An 18,742-nucleotide genomic window follows, 5' to 3' on the forward strand; every position below is an offset into this window, starting at 1 on the left:
CTATTTGGTCTATACCAGATTGCAGGCATTGTGGCGGCAAATTCCTTCCCTGGTCAAACGACAAAGCGCGGTGAAACAAAAAATTCATCTGGCTATGTATAATAAGCGCGTGCCGGAATGACGGGCCGATGCCATAGCGAGATGAAATGAAAGAACATCAGGGCGAAATGCCCCACTACCTGCAGATCAAGGATCAGCTTCAGGCGCGCATCACCCGCGGCGCGCTGCAGGCGGGCGACAAGCTGCCTTCGGAGCGCGAGCTGTGCGCCATCTTCTCCACCACCCGCGTTACCATTCGCGAGAGCCTGGCGCAGCTGGAGGCCACCGGCGCCATCTATCGCGCCGATCGCCGCGGCTGGTTCGTCACGCCGGAACGGCTGTGGCTGGATCCGACGCAGAACACCAACTTCCACCGCCTGTGCCAGGAGCAGGGGCGCGTGCCGCGCACCGCGCTGCTGTCCGGCGAAAAAACCACGGTGCCGCTCGACGTGATGCAGCCGCTGGCGCTCGAACCCTTCGACCAGGTGTATCTGCTGCGCCGCGTGCGCTACGCCGACGGCCGCGCCATCTGTTATTGCGAAAACCATTGCCTGCCGCAGCGGGTGCCGGAACTGCTCAGCCACGATCTCAACGGCAGCCTGACCGAAGTCTATCAACAGCATTACGCGTTGATTTACAGCAACATGCATCTGTCGTTCTACCCGACGGCCCTGCCTTACCGCGCCGCCAACGCGCTCGGCGCCATGGTCGGCCTGCCCGCCTTATTGCTGCGCCGGTTGAATTACGACCAGCACGGCCGCATTCTCGATTTCGATATCGAGTACTGGCGCCACGACAGCCTGCGCATCGAAGTCGATACGCTTTAACCCCGCATGACAGGGGCTGCGCCCGCCGCCCCGCCTTTCTCCCCCACGCCCAATTCCCCGTTGCCGGCAAATATATTTTGCCGCTTTCATTTGTTTGTCATATTCGCCGATTAGCGTGACCGCATATCTGGTGTATACCAGTTACGCTTAAATCCGCAACAGTGAGGCTGAAGCTATGAAACTTTCTCGTCTGATCGTGATGACCGCCATCGCACTCGGCTCCGCGCCGGCCTGGGCCGCCGACGCGGTGGTGACCGTCTACTCCGCCGATGGTCTGCACGCCGGCGATCACAGCTGGTATCAAACCCAGTTCGACGCCTTCACTCAGGCAACCGGCATCAAGGTGCAATACGTCGAAGGCGGTTCCGGCGCCATCGTAGAGCGGCTGTCGAAAGAGCGCAGCAACCCGCAGGCCGACGTGCTGGTGACGCCGCCGCCGTTCATCCAGCGCGCCGCCGCGGAAAAACTGCTGCAGGATTTCACCCCGCAGGATGCGGCGCAGATCGCCGACGCTCAGCCGCAGTTCGTGCCGCTGGTAAACAACTACCTGAGCTTCATCTATAACGCCAAACTGTTGCCGCAGGCGCCCGCCAGCTATCAACAGCTGCTGGACGCGCAGTTCCGCAACAAGCTGCAGTACTCCACGCCGGGCCAGGCCGGTGACGGCACCGCAGTGTTGCTGCAGGCGTTTCACAGCTTCGGTAGCAAGGACGCCGGTTTCGACTACCTCGGCAAGCTGCAAAACAACAACGTCGGCCCTTCCGCTTCCACCGGCAAGCTGACCGCGCTGGTCAATAAAGGCGAGCTGTTGGTGGCCAACGGCGATCTGCAGATGAACCTGGCGCAGATGCGCAGCAACCCGAACGTGCAGGTGTTCTGGCCGGCCGGGCCGGACGGCAAGCGCAGCACGCTGGCGCTGCCTTACTATGTCGGCCTGGTGCAAGGCGCGCCGCAAAGCGCCAACGGCAAAAAGCTGATCGACTTCCTGCTGAGCAAAGAAGCGCAGAGCAGCGTTAGCGCCATGTCCTACGGCATGCCGGTGCGTAAGGACGTCATCCCGACCGACGATAACTTCAAGCGGTCGCAGGCGGCGCTGGAAGGCGTGGACATCTGGGCGCCGGACTGGAATCAGGTGGTAAGCAGCCTGTCCGCCGATATCTCACGCTGGCACAAGGTGACCGAATGACGCTGACAATGCCTTCTACCCTCTCTTCCCGCGCCGAGGCGCGGGATAACAGCCTCGACATCGCCGGGCCGTCGGGCATCCAACTCGACCGCGTCAGCGTGTCGTATCGCGGCACCGAAGTGCTGAAACCCCTGACACTCACCATCGCCCCCGGCGAAGTGCTGGCGCTGATCGGCCCCTCCGGCTCGGGCAAAACTACCGTGCTGAGGGCGATCGCCGGTTTCGTGCAGCCTTCCGCCGGGCGTATTGCCATCGGTGACGTCGATGTCACCGACGTGCCGCCCTATGAGCGCGGTCTGGGCATGGTGGTACAGAACTACGCGCTGTTTCCGCATATGCGCGTCGAGGACAATGTGGCGTTCGGCCTGCGCGCCCAGGGCAAGCCGCGCGGCCTCACCGCCGAGCGCGTCGAGGAGGCGCTGGCCATCGTCGGCATGTCCGCCTACGCCAGGCGTTATCCCAGCCAGCTCTCCGGCGGCCAACAGCAGCGCGTGGCGATCGCCCGCGCCATCGCGGTGCGCCCCAAAGTCTTGCTGCTGGATGAACCGCTGTCGGCGCTGGACGCGCAGATTCGCCACAGCATGGTGGAAGAGATCGCCCGCCTGCACCGCGAGCTGCCGGAGCTGACCATCCTGTACGTCACCCACGATCAGGGCGAAGCGCTGACGCTGGCGGACAAGATTGGCATCATGCGCGACGGACACCTGATCGCCCACGGCGAGACCCGCGCGCTGTACCGTCATCCCACAAACCGCTTCGCCGCCGAGTTCCTCGGCCGCGCCAACCTGCTGCCGGCCACCGCGCTGGAAACCACCGCCGGCCAAGGCATGACCACCGTCAGCTGCGCCGGAAAAGTGATCGGCTGTTTCACCTACGGCGCACAACGCGGCTTCGACAAACTGCTGTGCATTCGACCGCAGCATATTGCGCTCGATGCCGATGCCCAGCGCAGCAACTGCATCGTCGGCACGCTGCGCGATATTCACTGGCAGGGGGAGTTGACGCACCTGCAGTTCGACGTGCAAGGCCACCCGCTGCGCGTGGTCACCACCCATCAGAGTCGGATGCCGCAGATCGGCGAGCGCGTGCCGCTCTATTTCGCCCCTGATGACGCGGTACTGATCGAGGACTGACATGACCGACTCTACGCTTATTCGCCCGGCTCGGCGGCCGCGTTCACCGCGCCGTTTATGGATCCTGCTGCCGCTGCTGGTGCTGGCGACGCTGTTTTTCTATCCGCTGGCGCTGATCGTCAAACAGGCGTTTACCGACGATCAGGGGCTGTTCAGCGCCGCCGCGCTGCAGCAGGTGTTCGAATCCCGACGCTTTGTCAGCGCCCTGCTCAACACGCTGCAGATTGCGCTGCTGGCGACGCTGGGCTGCCTGGTGCTCGGCACCCTGCTGTCGCTGCTGCTGGTGTTCACGCCGTTCCCCGGCAGCCGGCTGATCGCCTGGGTGATCGATACCTTTATCGCCATGCCGACCTTCCTGATCACCTTGGCCTTCACCTTTATCTACGGCTCCGCCGGCCTGCTGAACGGTACGCTGATGGCGACCTTCGGTTTTACTCTGCCGCCGGTAGACTTTCTTTACTCCATCTGGGGCGTGATCCTGGCGGAAATCACCGTGTTTACGCCGCTGGTAATGCGTCCGCTGATGGCGGCGCTGTCGCAGATCGATCGCAGCCAGCTCGAAGCCGCCAGCATCCTCGGCGCCCGGCCGGGGCGCGTGGTGCGCCAGGTGATTTTGCCCGCCGCGCTGCCGGCCTTGCTGGCCGGCGGCAGCCTGTGCCTACTGTTGACCACCAATGAGTTCGGCATCGTGCTGTTTATTGGCGCCAAGGGTGTCACCACGCTGCCGATGATGGTCTACTCCAAAGCGATTCTGGAGTCGGATTACGCCGTCGCCTGCGCGATCGCCGTCGTGAATATCGCGCTGTCGCTCGGGCTGTTCTCCCTTTACCGCTACGCCGCGGCGCGCGCCGGGCTGAGGAACTGACGATGTTGATTTGGTCTCGCACCGGCCGCACCCTGACCTGCACGCTGGCGGTCACGCTGTTCGCGCTGTTCTTCTGCCTGCCGCTGGCGGTGATCCTGATGTCCAGCCTGAGCGAACAGTGGAACGGCGTGCTGCCGAGCGGTTTCACCCTCAGCCACTTCCGCCAGGCCTTTGGCGGCGCCTCCTGGGACGCGCTGGTCGCCAGCCTGGCTATCGGTTTCAGCGCCAGCCTGTTCGCGCTGCTGTGCGGCACCTGGGCGGCGTTGGCGCTGCGCCACCATCAGGGGCGCGGCCAGCGCCTGCTGAGCACGCTGTTCTTCATTCCCAGCGCGGTGCCTTCGGTGTCGATAGGTCTCGGGGTGCTGGTGGCGTTCAGCCAGGGGCCGCTGCAGATGAACGGCACCTTCCTGATCGTGCCCGTCGCCCACTTCGTGCTGATTTCCGCCTTCACCTTCGGCAACGTGATGGCCGGGCTGGCCCGGCTGCCTGGCGACTACGAGAACGTCGCCGCCAGCCTGGGCGCTTCGCCGCTGTTCCGCCTGCGCCACGTCACCCTGCCGATGATCGCCCCCTATATGATCTCCGCCTTCGCCCTCAGCCTGTCGCTGTCGATGGGAGAGCTGGGCGCGACCATGATGATCTACCCGCCGAGCTGGGCGACGCTGCCGGTCACTATCTTCAGCCTGACCGATCGCGGCAGCATCGCCAACGGCGCGACGCTGACCATGATCCTGGTGGCGGCCACGCTGTTGCTGATGTTAGTGCTGGAACGGATTTCGCAGCGGCTGATGCCGGGCGTTAAATAGCCACAAGGCGCTGCCATGGCAGCGCCTTGTTCATGGAAGCGAAGGGTCAGAACGGATAGTCGTAATAGCCCTGCTGTTCACTGATGCGCCGGGCGGCGACGTGCAACAGCGCCACATACTCCTCCCGCGCCGCTTCGGAAAAGCGCAGCGTCGGGAAGGAGATGCTCAACCCGGCGATCGCCACCCCAAACCGATCGAATACCGGTACCGCGATACAACGGATCCCCACTTCCTGCTCTTCGGCATCTTCGCCGTATCCCTGCTCACGCACCCGCGCCAGCACCGGCAGCAGTTCGGCGGCGCTGGTCAGGGTATGCTCGGTGCTGCGGGTAAATTCAATCTGCGACAGGATCTGCGCCACCTCATCCCGATCGCGCCAGGCCAGCAGCACTTTACCGATGGCGGTGCTGTGCAACGGGTTGCGGCGACCAATGCGCGAATACATACGCAGGTTGTACATCGCGTCGATCTTGTGGATATAGACGATACCGTCCTCATCCAGGGCGCCAAGGTGGATGGTTTCGCGGGTGCGGTTCGACAGTTCGCGCATCTGCACGTCGGCGCTGCGGATCAGATCGACGTTCTGCAACGATTTGGCGCCCAGCTCGAACAGCTTGAGCGTCAGCGCATATTTTTCCGTCTCCCCTTCCTGCGAAACGTAGCCCAGCGCTTTCATGGTCTGCAGAAAACGGTAGACGGTGCTTTTGGACATCATCACCCGCTGGGACAGTTCAGTAATGCCAATCTCGCGCTCATCGCCGAGCGCCTGCAAAATACCGAACACTTTCATTACGGATGAGACGGCATCCGGTTGCTTGTCTGAATCTGCGTTAGCCATGGCAAATACCCTACTTAACGGTTCTGTTTCAGGAAATTTAAACAAGGGTTTCAGTATAATCGGAACAGATCGCGACGCGCAACGCAGTTGAACGCTAAGCGATTGAAGCCAAATGGATAACCGCCGGCCCGCTCACCGCCGTTTACAATTCAGCGGACAAGGGGCATGCAATCATGGGCGAATATGATTAGCATGATAATACTCCCCTGAATAAATACCGCTGAGACCAACATGCGTCCTTGTTCCGACGGCCTCCCCGTCCCGCAACGCTATGGGGCGATCCTCGCCATCGCCCTCGGCATTACCGTATCCGTGCTCGACGGCGCGATAGCCAACGTGGCGCTGCCCACCATCGCGCGCGATCTCAACGCCAGCCCGGCCAGCTCCATTTGGGTGGTTAACGCCTATCAGCTGGCGATCACCGTGTCTCTGCTGTCGCTGGCGTCGCTCGGCGATCTGATCGGCTATCGCCGCATCTATCAGGCCGGGTTGCTGGTGTTCAGCATTACCTCGCTGTTCTGCGCCCTGTCCGACTCGCTGCTTACGCTGACCATCGCCCGCGTGCTGCAAGGCTTTGGCGCCGCCGCCATCATGAGCGTCAACACCGCGCTGATCCGCATCATCTATCCGCAGCGTTTTCTCGGCCGCGGCATGGGCATCAACTCGCTGATCGTCGCCTGCTCCTCGGCGGCCGGGCCAACGGTGGCGGCGGCGATCCTGTCGGTCGCGTCCTGGCAGTGGCTGTTCGCCATCAACCTGCCGATCGGCCTCGTCGCGCTGCTGCTGGGCATGAAGTTTCTGCCGGCCAACGGCCAAAAAAGCGATAACCGCCGTTTCGATCCCACCAGCGCCGTGCTGAACGCGCTGACCTTCGGCCTGCTGATCACTGCCATCAGCGGCTTCGCCCAGGGCCAAAGCCTGACGCTGATCTTCAGCGAGATCGCCGCGCTGCTGGCGATTGGCGCGGTGTTCGTGCGCCGCCAGCTGCGCCAGGAATTTCCGCTGCTGCCGGTCGACCTGCTGCGCATCCCGATCTTCGCCCTGTCGATGGGCACCTCAATCTGCTCGTTTGCTGCGCAAATGCTGGCGATGGTGTCGCTGCCGTTCTTCCTGCAAAGCGCATTGGGCCGCGACGAAGTGGCGACCGGGCTGCTGCTGACGCCGTGGCCGCTGGCGATCGTCGTCATGGCGCCGATCGCCGGCCGGCTGGTGGAGCGCGTGCACGCCGGCCTGCTGGGCTGCATTGGGCTGGCGGTGTTCGCGCTCGGGCTGTTCTCGCTGGCGCTGCTGCCCGCGGACCCGTCGAATGGGGACATCATCTGGCGCATGGTGCTGTGCGGCGCCGGTTTCGGCCTGTTCCAGTCGCCCAACAATCACACCATCATCTCCGCCGCGCCGCGTAACCGCAGCGGCGGCGCCAGCGGCATGCTGGGCACCGCTCGCCTGCTGGGGCAAACCTCGGGGGCCGCGCTGGTGGCGCTGATGTTCAACCTGTTCCCCACCTCCGGCACCCACGCATCGCTGGTCCTGGCCGGCGTGTTCGCCACTCTGGCGGCGGCGGTCAGCAGCCTGCGCATCACCCAATCGACGGCGCAAACGGCGCAGCCAAGCCGCGAGGTGAAATAGCGGCCATAGAAACAGCCGAAACCCCATCGATTCTAAAGCCGGCGGTTCCAGCAATGCGGCCGGCCTGAATCACGCCGCGCCAGGTGTGATACGCTTGGCGTCAGTCGCCGCTCCTCAAAGGGCTGCGGCCTTGTTGCAAACACGCTAAATAGGCATCGTCATCCGGATACCAGCCAACAATGTGTTGGCCGTCGTTATCCTCCCCCTCAAAGGCCTTCAGCAGGTCTGAAGCGAACATGCGCGTGATCGGTTCAGCGGACTGCGCGCTGTCGATTCGACAGCCGCAGCGCGTCTCTCCGTCAACCTGAACGAAGTTCTGCAATGAGGCGAGACATCGCGCGTCGAGATCGCCATATACATGGATAAATTCCCCCGTTTCTACCAGGGTGAGCACGGCCAGATTTCCCCCCACCACAAACGCGCCGTCGTTTCCAGAGCTGCAATAGGCATGGCGTATGCGGGCATCGTCACGCACGAGCAGCTCGCCCAAACAAATCAGCGTATCCGACTGCAGCCGCCCCAGCACAATGATGCCGCCATCCTCCCGCTGGGGTGACACCGCCATGCACCCCTCTACGATCAAATCTCCTTCTACGACCAGATAATCGTAATCGTGCCTGTCGTTCTCGTCTGGGAAAAACGATGGGAGGTGCAGGTCGCCTGAATGCCAGCGTATAGCTGGCTGTTCAGAATCGTAACCATTCCGGTTTAACAACTCCGCAGACGCATCGGCGACGCCGCCCGCCAATATGGTAAGGCGCGCCAGCGCCTCATCACAGCCGAGCAAGGGAAGATCGTTGATTTTCATAGGGCCTCAGGGACAGACGTTATGGTGCCAAAGCATATAGCATGAGCTTCCCAAACCAAGCAAGCGAAGGCGTCAGGCATGGTAGCCTGCAGCGGCTAGCGTACCGCGAGAGGCGGAAAGGCCGTATTCAAATCGCGAAATCTGACGCTTGAATCAGCATCCTCCACCTGAAAAAGCGATTTCGTCATGCCATAAAAAAACCCCGGCGAGCCGGGGTTTTTCCTTTCATTCAACCGATTACTTCAGGTACTGGCCGGAACGCAGCGCTTCGATGCGCTTGTCGAGCGGCGGGTGCGACATGAACAGCTCGCTGAACGACTTGGATTTGCCGTTGATGCAGAACGCCATCATGCTGCCCGCTTCCTGCGGCTCGTAGCTGGTTTTCAGGCGCTGCAAGGCAGCGATCATCTTCTCGCGGCCCACCAGCTTGGCGGAGCCGGCGTCGGCGTAGAACTCGCGGTGACGCGAGAACCACATGGTGATGATGCTTGCCAGGATGCCGAACACCAGTTCCAGCACCATCGACACCGCGAAGTAAATCATCGGGTTGCCGTTGCCTTCCCCTTCACCGTCGCGGTTGCCCAGGAAGCCGGCGGCAACCTGCGCGATCAGGCGCGAAATGAAGATGACGAAGGTGTTCACGATGCCCTGAATCAGGGTCATGGTCACCATATCGCCGTTGGCGACGTGGCTGATTTCGTGCGCGATGACCGCTTCCGCTTCGTCGCGGCTCATGCTCTGCAGCAGGCCGGTGCTGACGGCGACCAGCGAGGCGTCGCGGCGTGCGCCGGTGGCGAAGGCGTTGATGTCCGGCGCGTGGTAGATAGCAACCTGCGGCATGGCGATGCCCGCCTGCTGCGACTGACGGCGCACCGTTTCCAGCAGCCAGTTTTCGGTTTCGTTACGCGGTTGTTCAATCACTTCCCCGCCGACGGAGCGCAGCGCCATCCACTTGGACATCAGCAACGACACGAAAGCGCCGCCGAAGCCGAACAGACCGGCCATGATCATCAGGCCCTGAACGCTACTGGATTGGATTCCTGTCAGGCTGAGCACCAGCCCGAAAACCAACATCACCGCCAGGTTGGTGAGCAGGAACAGAGCTATACGCATCATAAAATGTTTACTTCCTCATAAATGTTAACAAAACGCTGTCGAAGATACCCTAGATCGTATGGGCATTCGTCACAGTTTCAAGAGTCGCGCGTCATTAACCTACTAAAAATACGAAACTTTACAAAAACGGCGCGCGACCGGGATTTGGCAAATTGTAAACGATTGTTGCGTAAGGCGGAGGGGTTTTTTGCCATAAATTTATCAGGCGACGCATAAGCCCGTCCCCATTCCCCCTGCAGGGAAGCAGGCCTTCTCGTCACCATAAAAAAACGCACCCGAGGGTGCGTTTTTCATCCTGCCGGACGCGGCCTTATTTGGCCGGCGTTGGCTGCTGAGCGGGCCGATCTTTTTCCAGATGAGCCAGCTCCAGCGCGATATGCACGGTTTCATCCAGGTACGGATCCGGTTCCTGGTAATCCTTCGGCAAATCGTCGAGCGATTTCAGCGGCTTCTTGCCCGCACGTTCCAGGCGCTCGTTGATGCGTTTCAAACGGGTCGCATCGTCGTCGTGGTTCTCTTTCTCGCGCACCGCCAGATTGAGGGACACGATGTTGCGTTTATCCTTCAGCGCCTTGTAATGCGCGATATCCTGCGCGATGTACTGGAACTCCGGATTCTGCGCGATGCGCTGCTGGTGATCTTTCAGCAGCTCCGGCTCGAACGGCGCCATATCGCCGGTCTTGCTGTAGGTCGCCGCATTGATGCTGTCCCACGGCATGGCGTTGTCTTCAAACGCTTCGCCGGTTTCCGCCGGATCGACGCCGGTCGGCATCAGGATGTCCGGGGTCACCCCTTTGCGCTGGGTGCTGCCGCCGTTGACGCGGTAGAACTTCTGAATGGTGTACTGCACCGACCCCAGCGCCGGCCACTCAGGGCGCAGCATCTGATCGTAGATGCGGTTCAGCGAACGGTACTGCTGCACGGTGCCTTTACCGAAGGTCGGCTCGCCGACGATCAGCGCGCGGCCGTAATCCTGCATCGCCGCAGCGAAGATCTCGGAGGCGGAGGCGCTGAAGCGATCGACCAGCACCACCAGCGGGCCTTTGTAGTAGGTCACGCCGTCGGTGTCGGCGTCTTCACGCACTTTGCCGTTGTTGTCGCGCACCTGCACCACCGGGCCGCTCGGAATGAACAGGCCGGACAGCGACACCGCTTCGGTCAGCGCGCCGCCGCCGTTGGTGCGCAGATCGATGATCACGCTCTTGACGTTCTGCTTGGCCATTTTCTGCAGCTGCACTTTCACGTCATCGGTCAGACCGACGTAGAAGCCGGGGATGTCGAACACCGCCACCTTCTCTTTGCCGACGGTCTTGATGGTCATTTTCACCGCGCGGTCTTCCAGGCGGATGCGCTCGCGGGTCAGGGTGACCACGCGGGTTTTGGTGCCCTTGCCGGCCGGCAGGATCTCCAGGCGCACCTTGCTGCCTTTCGGCCCTTTGATCAATGACACCACGTCGTCCAGGCGCCAGCCGATCACGTCCACCATCGGTTTGCCGGCCTGGCCGACGCCGACGATGCGATCGCCCACGGTGATCGCCTTGCTCTTCGCCGCCGGGCCGCCCGGCACCATCGAGTTGATCAGGGTGTAGTCGTCATCCATCTGCAGCACCGCGCCGATGCCTTCCAGCGACAGGCTCATTTCGGTGTTGAACTGCTCGGTGTTGCGCGGAGACAGATAGTTGGTGTGCGGGTCGATTTCATGCGCGAAGGCATTCATCGCCAGCTGGAAGACGTCTTCGCTGTTGCTTTGCGTCAGGCGCTTGATGGCGAACTGATAGCGCTTGGTCAGCGTGTCGCGGATTTCTTTGTCGGTCTTGCCGGTCAGCTTGAGGTTCAGCTCGTCATAGGTGACTTTCGCATCCCACAGGCTATCCAGCTCGGCCTTGTCTTTCGGCCACGGCGCTTTGCTGCGGTCGAGATCGATAGTGCCGTTGCCGGTGAAGTTCATCGGCTTGTCCAGCAACGACAACGCATAGGTGTAACGCTCAAAGCGGCGTTTCTGCGCCAGATTGAACAGCGCGTAGAAGGTGTCCAGCTTGCCGGTTTTCAGCTCTTCGCCCACCTGATTGCGTTTGCCGGCGAACTGCGCCACGTCGGAGGCCAGCAACACGTTATGGCTGTAGTCCAGCATGTTCAGGTAGCGATCGAAGATCTTGCCTGAAAACTCCGCGTCGAGGGCAAACTGGCGGTAATGAGAGCGAGTGAAGCGCGAGGTGACGCGCTCACTCACCGTAGCGTGCTGAGGTTCCTGTTGCAGTTGAGGCAGTTGGCCGATGCGGATGTTGGCTGTTTCCGCGCCGTAACTGACACCCGCCCACAGCAGCCCTGCAATCGCTGTTAATCTGACGAATTTGTTCATGCCTGGGTTGGCCTCCGTATCAGAACTGCAAGTGTTCTGCGCGCACAATCATCGCCAGACCGGAAGAGAGCTGCACACGTACGCCATCTTTAGCGATTTCGAGTACGGTAGCATCCATCGCGCTCTTGCCTGCTCTGACTTTGATTTCCTGGCCAATTTGCAGTTTAGAGATATCCGTGACTGGCGCATAACGCGGCTGGTTTTCCTCTTTTGCTGCACGAGGTTGACGAGCTGGCTGTGGGCGAGTTTGTGGGCGCGGCTTGCGGTTCTCCGGCGCGGCTCCGCCTTCGCGACGTGCAGCGGGCTTTTTACCGGCTGGGCGCGGACGGCGTGGCGCGGCATCGGCGGATTCACCGGCGGCTTCACGTTTTTTGGCGTTTTGTTCGGCACGCTGTGCCTGAACGCGCGCTTTGGCTTCTTCAAGCTGCTGGCGAGCATGATCGACATGCTGCTGCTCCAGTTCACCGCACGGATTGCCGTCCAGATCGACGCGCTGCGCGCCGACTTTGACGCCGTACAGGTAACGCCAGCTTGAGGTGTACAGGCGCAGGGCAGAACGCAATTGCGTTTTGCTGAGATTCTCTTCCCCCTGCACGCGCTCTACCAAATCCTGAAAAATACCGATTTTCAGCGGACGAGCTTCGCCTTCGGCGCTAAAGCAGAGCGGAAAACGCTCGGCAAGAAAAGCAATGACTTCTTTACTAGAGTTCAACTTAGGTTGATTTTCCATGAAATTTCCTGATTACAACGGTATTGCCAACAAGCCACAGGCATGAACAGGCGTCATTATAATGACGCCATCGGTAATTGCCACGTTAACCGTCGATCAACTTGCCGCCACAGTCACATATTTCGCACTGTCGCACTGTTCCAGTTGCTCACAAAGCCCCGCCACCACTGCTTTCAAGCCCGCTTCGTCCTGTTCGTCGAAGCGTTGATAAACCGTGCTGTCGATATCCAAAACGCCGATCGCTCGGCCGCCAACCGCCAGCGGCAGCACGATTTCCGCGTTGCTGGCCGCATCGCAGGCGATATGGCCCGGGAACGCATGCACGTCGCCGACGCGCTGCACGCGATTTTCCGCCACCGCCGTGCCGCACACGCCCTTGCCCACCGGAATACGCACGCAGGCGATCTTGCCCTGGAACGGCCCCAGCACCAGCTGGCCGCCATCCATCAGATAGAAACCGACCCAGTTCACGTCATCCAGACGCTCGTTGAGCAACGCGCTGGCGTTGGACAGCGCCGCGATAAAGTTGGTTTCCCCGCCGAGCAACGCGCTCAGGTCACGTTTTAATTCCGCGTAGAATTGTTCTTTTGTCATGTGATAACCATTGAAACAGTGAAGATGGCCAGAAGCCCAAAGCTTAGGCCCTATAAAATAAGCATTAAATGCGTATAGCCACAAGGTTAATCATCTGTTGCTTCACAAAACCCTGTCGCTCGGGGTATGTTTGCCGCTCAGAATCCCGGTTTACCTCGTTTTACCGTCCGGCGCCCGATCGCCAGTGACGCGGCCGGTTTATTTTTCAGCTACGCTGACAGTTCCGGCGGGCTCAAGGGCAGCGACTTGTCAAAGATGAAAATACACGCGATCACCGCCCCCCTTTCCAAAGGGCGCCACCAGCGCTGCTGCGAGTGCGATCTGCTGTTCGTGCTGCCGCCGCTCAGCGGCAACCAGGCCGCCTATTGCCCGCGCTGCAACGCCAAGGTAGTGAACGGCCGCGACTGGTCGATGACGCGCCTGACCGCCATGGCGATCGCCATGCTGCTGCTGATGCCGTTCGCCTTCACCGAACCGCTGATCAGCATCCGCCTGCTCGGCACGCGCATCGACGCCAGTTTGCTGGAAGGCATCTGGCAGATGAGCCGTCAGGGCGACCCGCTTACCGCCAGCATGGTGGCGTTCTGCACCATCGGCGCCCCGCTGACGCTGGCGCTGTCGTTGCTGTACCTGCGCTTCGGCCACGCGCTCGGCATGAACCTGCGGCCGGTGCTGCTGATGCTGGAGCGGCTCAAAGAGTGGGTGATGCTGGACATCTATCTGATCGGCATGGCGGTGGCGGCGATCAAGGTGCAGGATTACGCCGACATCCAGGCGGGCAGCGCGCTGATCGCCTACCTGTCGCTCACCCTGCTCAGCATCCTGACGCTGATCCACGCCAACCTGGAGCAGCTGTGGGAGCGTTACTATCCGCAGGAACAGCCGAAAGGCCCGCCGGCGGCGCTGCACATTTGCCTGTCCTGCCACTATACCGGCTACCCCGACGCGCGCGGCCGCTGCCCGCGCTGCCACGTGCCGATGTGCCACCGCCAGCCTTACAGCCTGCAGAAAACCTGGGCGGCGCTGATCGCGGCGATGATCCTGTTGATACCGGCCAACCTGCTGCCGATTTCCATCATTTACGCCAACGGCGTGCGCCTCGAAGACACCATATTCTCCGGCGTGGTCTCGCTGGCCACCTCCGGCAACGTGCCGATTGCCGCCATTGTGTTCATCGCCAGCGTGCTGGTGCCCTTTACCAAAGTGATCGTGCTGATCACGCTGTTGTTCAGCATTCACTTCAAAACCTCGCACAGCCTGAAGACGCGCATTCGTCTGCTGCGTCTGGTCGCCTGGATCGGCCGCTGGTCGATGCTCGATCTGTTCGTTATCGCCTTGATGATGTCGCTGGTAAACCGCGACCAGCTGTTATCTTTTACTATGGGACCGGCCGCGTTTTACTTTGGCTCGGCGGTCATTTTGACTATTCTTGCCGTTGAGTGGCTGGATAGCCGATTGATTTGGGATGCACATGCAACAGGAAACGCCGACTACACCGACTGAAGCGCGGGTCAAGAACAAGCGCCGCATTTCACCGTTCTGGTTACTGCCGTTCATCGCCCTGCTGATCGCCGGGTGGCTGGTCTATAACAATTTCCAGGAGCGCGGCACCACCGTCACCATCGATTTCCAATCGGCGGCGGGCATCGTCGCCGGCCGCACGCCGGTACGCTATCAGGGCGTAGAGGTCGGCACGGTGCAGAAAATCAGCCTGAGCAAAGATTTGCGCAGCATCGTGGTGGAGGCCAGCATCAAAAGCGATCTGGAAGACTCGCTGCGCGAAGGCACTCAGTTCTGGCTGGTGACGCCCAAAGCCTCGCTGGCCGGGGTCTCCGGGCTCGATGCGCTGGTCGGCGGCAACTATATTGGCATGATGCCCGGCAGCGGCAAGGAGCAAACTCACTTCACCGCGCTCGATACCCAGCCGAAATACCGCCTGAACACCGGCGAGCTGATGATCCACCTGCACGCCGACGATCTCGGCTCGCTCAACAGCGGCTCGCTGGTCTACTACCGTAAAATCCCGGTCGGCAAGGTGTATGACTACACCATCAGCGAAGGTAACAAGGGCGTGACCATCGACGTACTGATCGACCGCCGTTTCGCCAACCTGGTGAAGAGCAACAGCCGCTTCTGGAATGTCTCCGGTTTCAAGGGCGATTTCAGCCTGTCCGGCGCGACGGTGCAAATGGAGAGCCTGGCGGCGCTGGTCAACGGCGCCATCGCCTTCGATTCGCCGGCCGATGGCCAGCAGGCCAAGGGCGATCAGAGCTATACCCTGTATCCGGATCTGGCCCACAGCCAGCGCGGCGTCAATATCCTGCTGGATCTGCCGAGCGGCAACAGCCTGAGTGAAAACCGCACGCCGCTGATGTACCAGGGGCTGCAGGTCGGCACCCTGACCAAGCTGACGTTGCAACAGGACAGCAAAGTGGTCGGTGAACTGACCATCGATCCTTCGGTGGTCGATCTGATGCGCAGCGGCACCCGCATCGTGATGCGCAGCCCGCGCATCAGCCTCAACGACGCCAAGCTCAGCCAACTGCTGACCGGCACCACGCTGGAGCTGGTGCCGGGCGAAGGTGAGCCGCAGCAGCGCTTCAACGTGCTGGACAGCAGCGAAACGCTGTTGCAGCAGCCTGGCGTGCTGACCGTCACGCTGAATGCGCCGCAAAGCTACGGCATCGACGTCGGGCAACCGCTGGTGGTGCACGGCGTGAAAGTCGGCCAGATCCTGAGCCGCACCCTGACCGCCGGCGGCGTGGTGTTCACCGCCGCCATCGACGCGCAGTATCGCGGCCTGCTGCACAAAGACAGCAAATTCGTGGTCAACAGCCGGCTCGACGTCAAGCTGGGCATCGACGGTATGGAAGTGCTCGGCGCCAGCGCTCAGGAATGGGTGGACGGCGGCGTGCGCATTATTCCCGGCAGCAAGGGGGAACCGGGCGGCCAATACCCGCTGTACGCCAACAGCGAAAAAGCCGAGGAAGGCATCGTCGGCAACGCCCCTTCCACCACCCTGACCCTCAGCGCCACCAGCCTGCCGGATGTGCAGGCCGGTTCGGTGGTGCTGTACCGCAAATTCCAGGTGGGCGAGATCGTCAACGTTCGGCCGAAGGCCAACGAGTTTGAGGTGGATGTCTACATCAGCCCGGAATACCGCAAGCTGCTGACCCGCGAAAGCATCTTTTGGGCCGAAGGCGGCGCCAAGGTGCAGCTCAACGGCAGCGGGCTGACGGTGCAGGCTTCGCCGCTTAACCGCGCGCTGAAAGGCGCCATCAGCTTCGACAACCTGCAGGGCGTGACGCTCAACAAGGGCGCCAACCGCGTGCTGTACGCCAGCGAAACCGCCGCCCGCGCGGTGGGCAGCCAAATCATGCTGCGAACCTATGACGCCAGCAAGCTGTCGGCGGGCATGCCGCTGCGCTACCTCGGTATCGACGTCGGCCAGGTGGAGTCGCTGCAGCTGGCGCCGGAGCGCAACGAAGTGTTGGCCAAAGCGGTGCTGTATCCGGAATATGTGCACACTTTCGCGCGCCTGGGCAGCCGCTTCTCGATCGTTTCGCCGGAGATCTCCGCCGCCGGCGTCAGCAATCTCGATACCCTGCTCCAGCCTTATATCAACGTGGAGCCGGGGCGCGGCCGCGAGCTGCGCACCTTCGAGCTGCAGCAGGCCAGCATCACCGACTCGCGCTATCTCGACGGCCTGAGCGTAGTGCTCGACGCCGCCGAAACCGGCTCGCTGCAGATCGGCACGCCGGTGCTGTTCCGCGGCGTAGAGGTCGGTACCATCACCGGCTTCTACCTTGGCGCCATGTCCGATCGGGTGCACGTCGCGCTGCGCATCAGCAAGAAATATCAGCATCTGGTGCGCAACAACAGCGTGTTCTGGCTGGCTTCGGGTTACAACCTGCAGTTCGGCCTGACCGGCGGCGTGATCAAGAGCGGCACCTTCCAGCAGTTCATCCGCGGCGGTATCGCCTTCGCCACGCCGCCGACCATTCCGCTGGCGCCGAAAGCCACGCCGAACAAACACTTCCTGCTGAATCCGGAAGAGCCTAAGGACTGGAAAACCTGGGGCACCGCCATTCCGCGCGATTAAATTTCGCATTTTCCTCAGGGCCTGGCATCGCCGGGCCCTGTTTTTTTCCGCTTTGTGATAAACTCTCGCCCTTATCTTTTTTGCACCCTGAGAGTTCGCCCGTGGCCAAATCCACCGCCGTTTTTCTGCCCCCCGCTTTCCTTGACGCCACCCGCGCCATCATGCCCGCCGAGCTGGCGATGGACGATTTTATCGCCGCTTGCCAGCGCCCGCTGCGCCGCAGCCTGCGCGTCAATACGCTGAAAATCAGCGTCGCCGACTTCCTGGCGCTGGTGCAGGATTACGACTGGCAACTGGAGCCCATTCCCTGGTGCGCGGAAGGGTTCTGGATCGAGCGCGACGATGAAGAGCTGCGCCTGGGTAGCGCCGCCGAACACCTGAGCGGCCTGTTCTACATTCAGGAAGCCAGTTCGATGCTGCCGGTCAGCGCGCTGTTCGCGGGCGGCGCGGCGCCGACTCGGGTGCTGGACGTGGCGGCGGCGCCGGGATCCAAAACCACCCAGATCGCCGCGCTGATGGGCAATCAGGGCGGCATCGTCGCCAACGAATACTCCGCCAGCCGGGTGAAAGTGCTGCACGCCAATATCAGCCGCTGCGGCGTGAAAAACACCGCGCTGACCCACTTCGACGGCCGGGTGTTCGGCGCCGCGCTGCCGGAGAGCTTCGACGCCATTCTGCTCGACGCCCCCTGCTCCGGCGAAGGCGTGGTGCGCAAGGATCCGGACGCCATGAGCAACTGGTCGCCACAGAGCGTGGCCGAGATCGCCGCCACCCAACGCGAGCTGATCGACAGCGCGTTTCATGCGCTGGCGCCGGGCGGCGTGATGGTTTACTCCACCTGCACGCTCAATGCGCAGGAAAATCAGCAGGTGGTGCGCTGGCTGCTGGACACCTACGGCGACGCGGTCAGCATCGAGCCGCTGGGCGAGCTGTTCCCCGGCGCCGACAAGGCGCTGACCGCCGAAGGTTTCCTGCACGTCTTCCCGCAGATTTACGACAGCGAAGGCTTTTTCGTCGCCCGCCTGCGCAAACGGCACGCCGTGGCGCCGTTGGCGAAGCCGACCTACAAAGTCGGTAAATTCCCGTTCAGCCCGCTGTCCGGCAAAGAAGCGGCGCAGGTCGCCCAAGCCGCCGCCGCATCCGGCTTAACCTGGGGCGATGACGGCCGGCTGTGGGAGCGCGACAAAGAGATCTGGCTGTTCCCGGCCGAGCTGGAACCGCTGTTCGGCAAGGTTCGCTTCTCGCGCATCGGCCTCAAACTAGCGGAGCGTTTCCCTAAAGGTTTCCGCTGGCAGCACGAGGCGGCGATCGCGCTGGCCGGCACCGGCGGCAAAGCGCATTTCGAGCTGGACGCTACGCTGGCGCAGGAGTGGTATCACGGCCGCGATCTCTACCCGGAACTGCCGCCGGCGGGCGATGAATGCATCGTCACCTACCAAGGGCAGCCGCTGGGCATCGCCAAGCGCATCGGTAGCCGTATCAAGAACAACCTGCCGCGCGAGCTGGTGCGCGACGGCGCGCTGGATTTCCACCTGTAAACGATACCGCGCCGGGGAATTAAACGCCCCGGCGATAAAATAACGCTAATAATATTCCCATCACCGTTCGTTATTATTCTAATCATTTCAATTTATCGGTATACCTCACCTGTAAGCCCCGTCAGCCGGGGGATGGGAATAAAAAGTTTCTCGCTTTCATCAAGACAATTCCCGA

15 protein-coding genes are annotated in these 18,742 nt (G+C 61.7%); 9 read left to right on the forward strand and 6 right to left on the reverse strand.

The window, feature by feature from the left end; translation table 11 throughout:
- Positions 1–146: 146 nt before the first annotated feature.
- From phnR to ACJ8MK_RS00460, 5 genes are all read left to right on the forward strand, one after another.
- Positions 147–866: a phosphonate utilization transcriptional regulator PhnR gene (phnR, locus tag ACJ8MK_RS00440; RefSeq protein ID WP_047567850.1), complete on the forward strand. Its 720-nt coding sequence runs from the start codon at positions 147–149 to the stop codon at positions 864–866.
- A 175-nt stretch (positions 867–1,041) separates the two neighbouring features.
- Positions 1,042–2,052 carry a 2-aminoethylphosphonate ABC transporter substrate-binding protein gene (locus tag ACJ8MK_RS00445; RefSeq protein WP_442517427.1) on the forward strand — a complete coding sequence of 337 codons (1,011 nt, stop codon included), beginning with the start codon at positions 1,042–1,044 and terminating at the stop codon, positions 2,050–2,052.
- A 2-nt stretch (positions 2,053–2,054) separates the two neighbouring features.
- Positions 2,055–3,185 carry a 2-aminoethylphosphonate ABC transport system ATP-binding subunit PhnT gene (phnT, locus tag ACJ8MK_RS00450; protein WP_405051312.1) on the forward strand — a complete coding sequence of 377 codons (1,131 nt, stop codon included), beginning with the start codon at positions 2,055–2,057 and terminating at the stop codon, positions 3,183–3,185.
- A gap of 1 nt (position 3,186) precedes the next feature.
- On the forward strand, positions 3,187–4,050 hold the full coding sequence (gene phnU, locus ACJ8MK_RS00455) for a 2-aminoethylphosphonate ABC transporter permease subunit (protein ID WP_060427719.1): 864 nt from the start codon (positions 3,187–3,189) through the stop codon (positions 4,048–4,050).
- Positions 4,051–4,052: 2 nt separating this feature from the next.
- Positions 4,053–4,856, forward strand: coding sequence for an ABC transporter permease (locus tag ACJ8MK_RS00460; protein WP_041034829.1), 804 nt, complete (start codon positions 4,053–4,055; stop codon positions 4,854–4,856).
- A gap of 46 nt (positions 4,857–4,902) precedes the next feature.
- Here the strand turns inward: ACJ8MK_RS00460 and kdgR are convergent, their stop codons facing one another.
- The gene (gene kdgR, locus ACJ8MK_RS00465; protein WP_103772699.1) at positions 4,903–5,694 is read right to left on the reverse strand and encodes a DNA-binding transcriptional regulator KdgR; all 792 of its coding nucleotides are present in this window, start codon (positions 5,692–5,694) and stop codon (positions 4,903–4,905) included.
- Between the two features lie 231 nt (positions 5,695–5,925).
- Here kdgR and ACJ8MK_RS00470 point away from each other — a divergent pair, with 231 nt between their 5' ends.
- Positions 5,926–7,320, forward strand: coding sequence for an MFS transporter (locus tag ACJ8MK_RS00470; protein ID WP_033646331.1), 1,395 nt, complete (start codon positions 5,926–5,928; stop codon positions 7,318–7,320).
- A gap of 100 nt (positions 7,321–7,420) precedes the next feature.
- Here the strand turns inward: ACJ8MK_RS00470 and ACJ8MK_RS00475 are convergent, their stop codons facing one another.
- The 5 genes from ACJ8MK_RS00475 to ACJ8MK_RS00495 all read right to left on the reverse strand — a co-directional run bounded on the left by ACJ8MK_RS00475 (position 7,421) and on the right by ACJ8MK_RS00495 (position 12,927).
- Positions 7,421–8,128, reverse strand: a complete 708-nt coding sequence (locus ACJ8MK_RS00475; RefSeq protein WP_041034825.1) for a hypothetical protein — start codon at positions 8,126–8,128, stop codon at positions 7,421–7,423.
- A gap of 237 nt (positions 8,129–8,365) precedes the next feature.
- Positions 8,366–9,244, reverse strand: coding sequence for a protease HtpX (gene htpX / locus ACJ8MK_RS00480; RefSeq protein WP_033638291.1), 879 nt, complete (start codon positions 9,242–9,244; stop codon positions 8,366–8,368).
- A gap of 310 nt (positions 9,245–9,554) precedes the next feature.
- Positions 9,555–11,603 (reverse strand): carboxy terminal-processing peptidase, encoded by a 2,049-nt coding sequence (prc, locus tag ACJ8MK_RS00485; RefSeq protein WP_033638289.1) that lies wholly within the window; start codon positions 11,601–11,603, stop codon positions 9,555–9,557.
- 19 nt (positions 11,604–11,622) lie between these two features.
- On the reverse strand, positions 11,623–12,333 hold the full coding sequence (gene proQ, locus ACJ8MK_RS00490) for an RNA chaperone ProQ (protein WP_033638287.1): 711 nt from the start codon (positions 12,331–12,333) through the stop codon (positions 11,623–11,625).
- 96 nt (positions 12,334–12,429) lie between these two features.
- A complete protein-coding gene (locus ACJ8MK_RS00495) occupies positions 12,430–12,927 on the reverse strand; it encodes a GAF domain-containing protein (protein WP_033638286.1) in 498 nt (165 codons plus the stop codon).
- A gap of 255 nt (positions 12,928–13,182) precedes the next feature.
- Here ACJ8MK_RS00495 and yebS point away from each other — a divergent pair, with 255 nt between their 5' ends.
- From yebS to rsmF, 3 genes are all read left to right on the forward strand, one after another.
- Positions 13,183–14,430, forward strand: a complete 1,248-nt coding sequence (gene yebS, locus ACJ8MK_RS00500) for a membrane integrity lipid transport subunit YebS (protein WP_041037977.1) — start codon at positions 13,183–13,185, stop codon at positions 14,428–14,430.
- A complete protein-coding gene (locus ACJ8MK_RS00505) occupies positions 14,399–17,029 on the forward strand; it encodes a PqiB family protein (protein ID WP_033647432.1) in 2,631 nt (876 codons plus the stop codon). Before yebS ends, ACJ8MK_RS00505 begins: the two co-directional genes overlap by 32 nt.
- 101 nt (positions 17,030–17,130) lie before the next feature.
- Positions 17,131–18,567, forward strand: a complete 1,437-nt coding sequence (rsmF, locus tag ACJ8MK_RS00510; RefSeq protein WP_442517428.1) for a 16S rRNA (cytosine(1407)-C(5))-methyltransferase RsmF — start codon at positions 17,131–17,133, stop codon at positions 18,565–18,567.
- Positions 18,568–18,742 lie beyond the last annotated feature (175 nt).

This window comes from Serratia sp. CY38905 (genome assembly GCF_052168875.1).
GTDB lineage: Bacteria > Pseudomonadota > Gammaproteobacteria > Enterobacterales > Enterobacteriaceae > Serratia > Serratia sarumanii.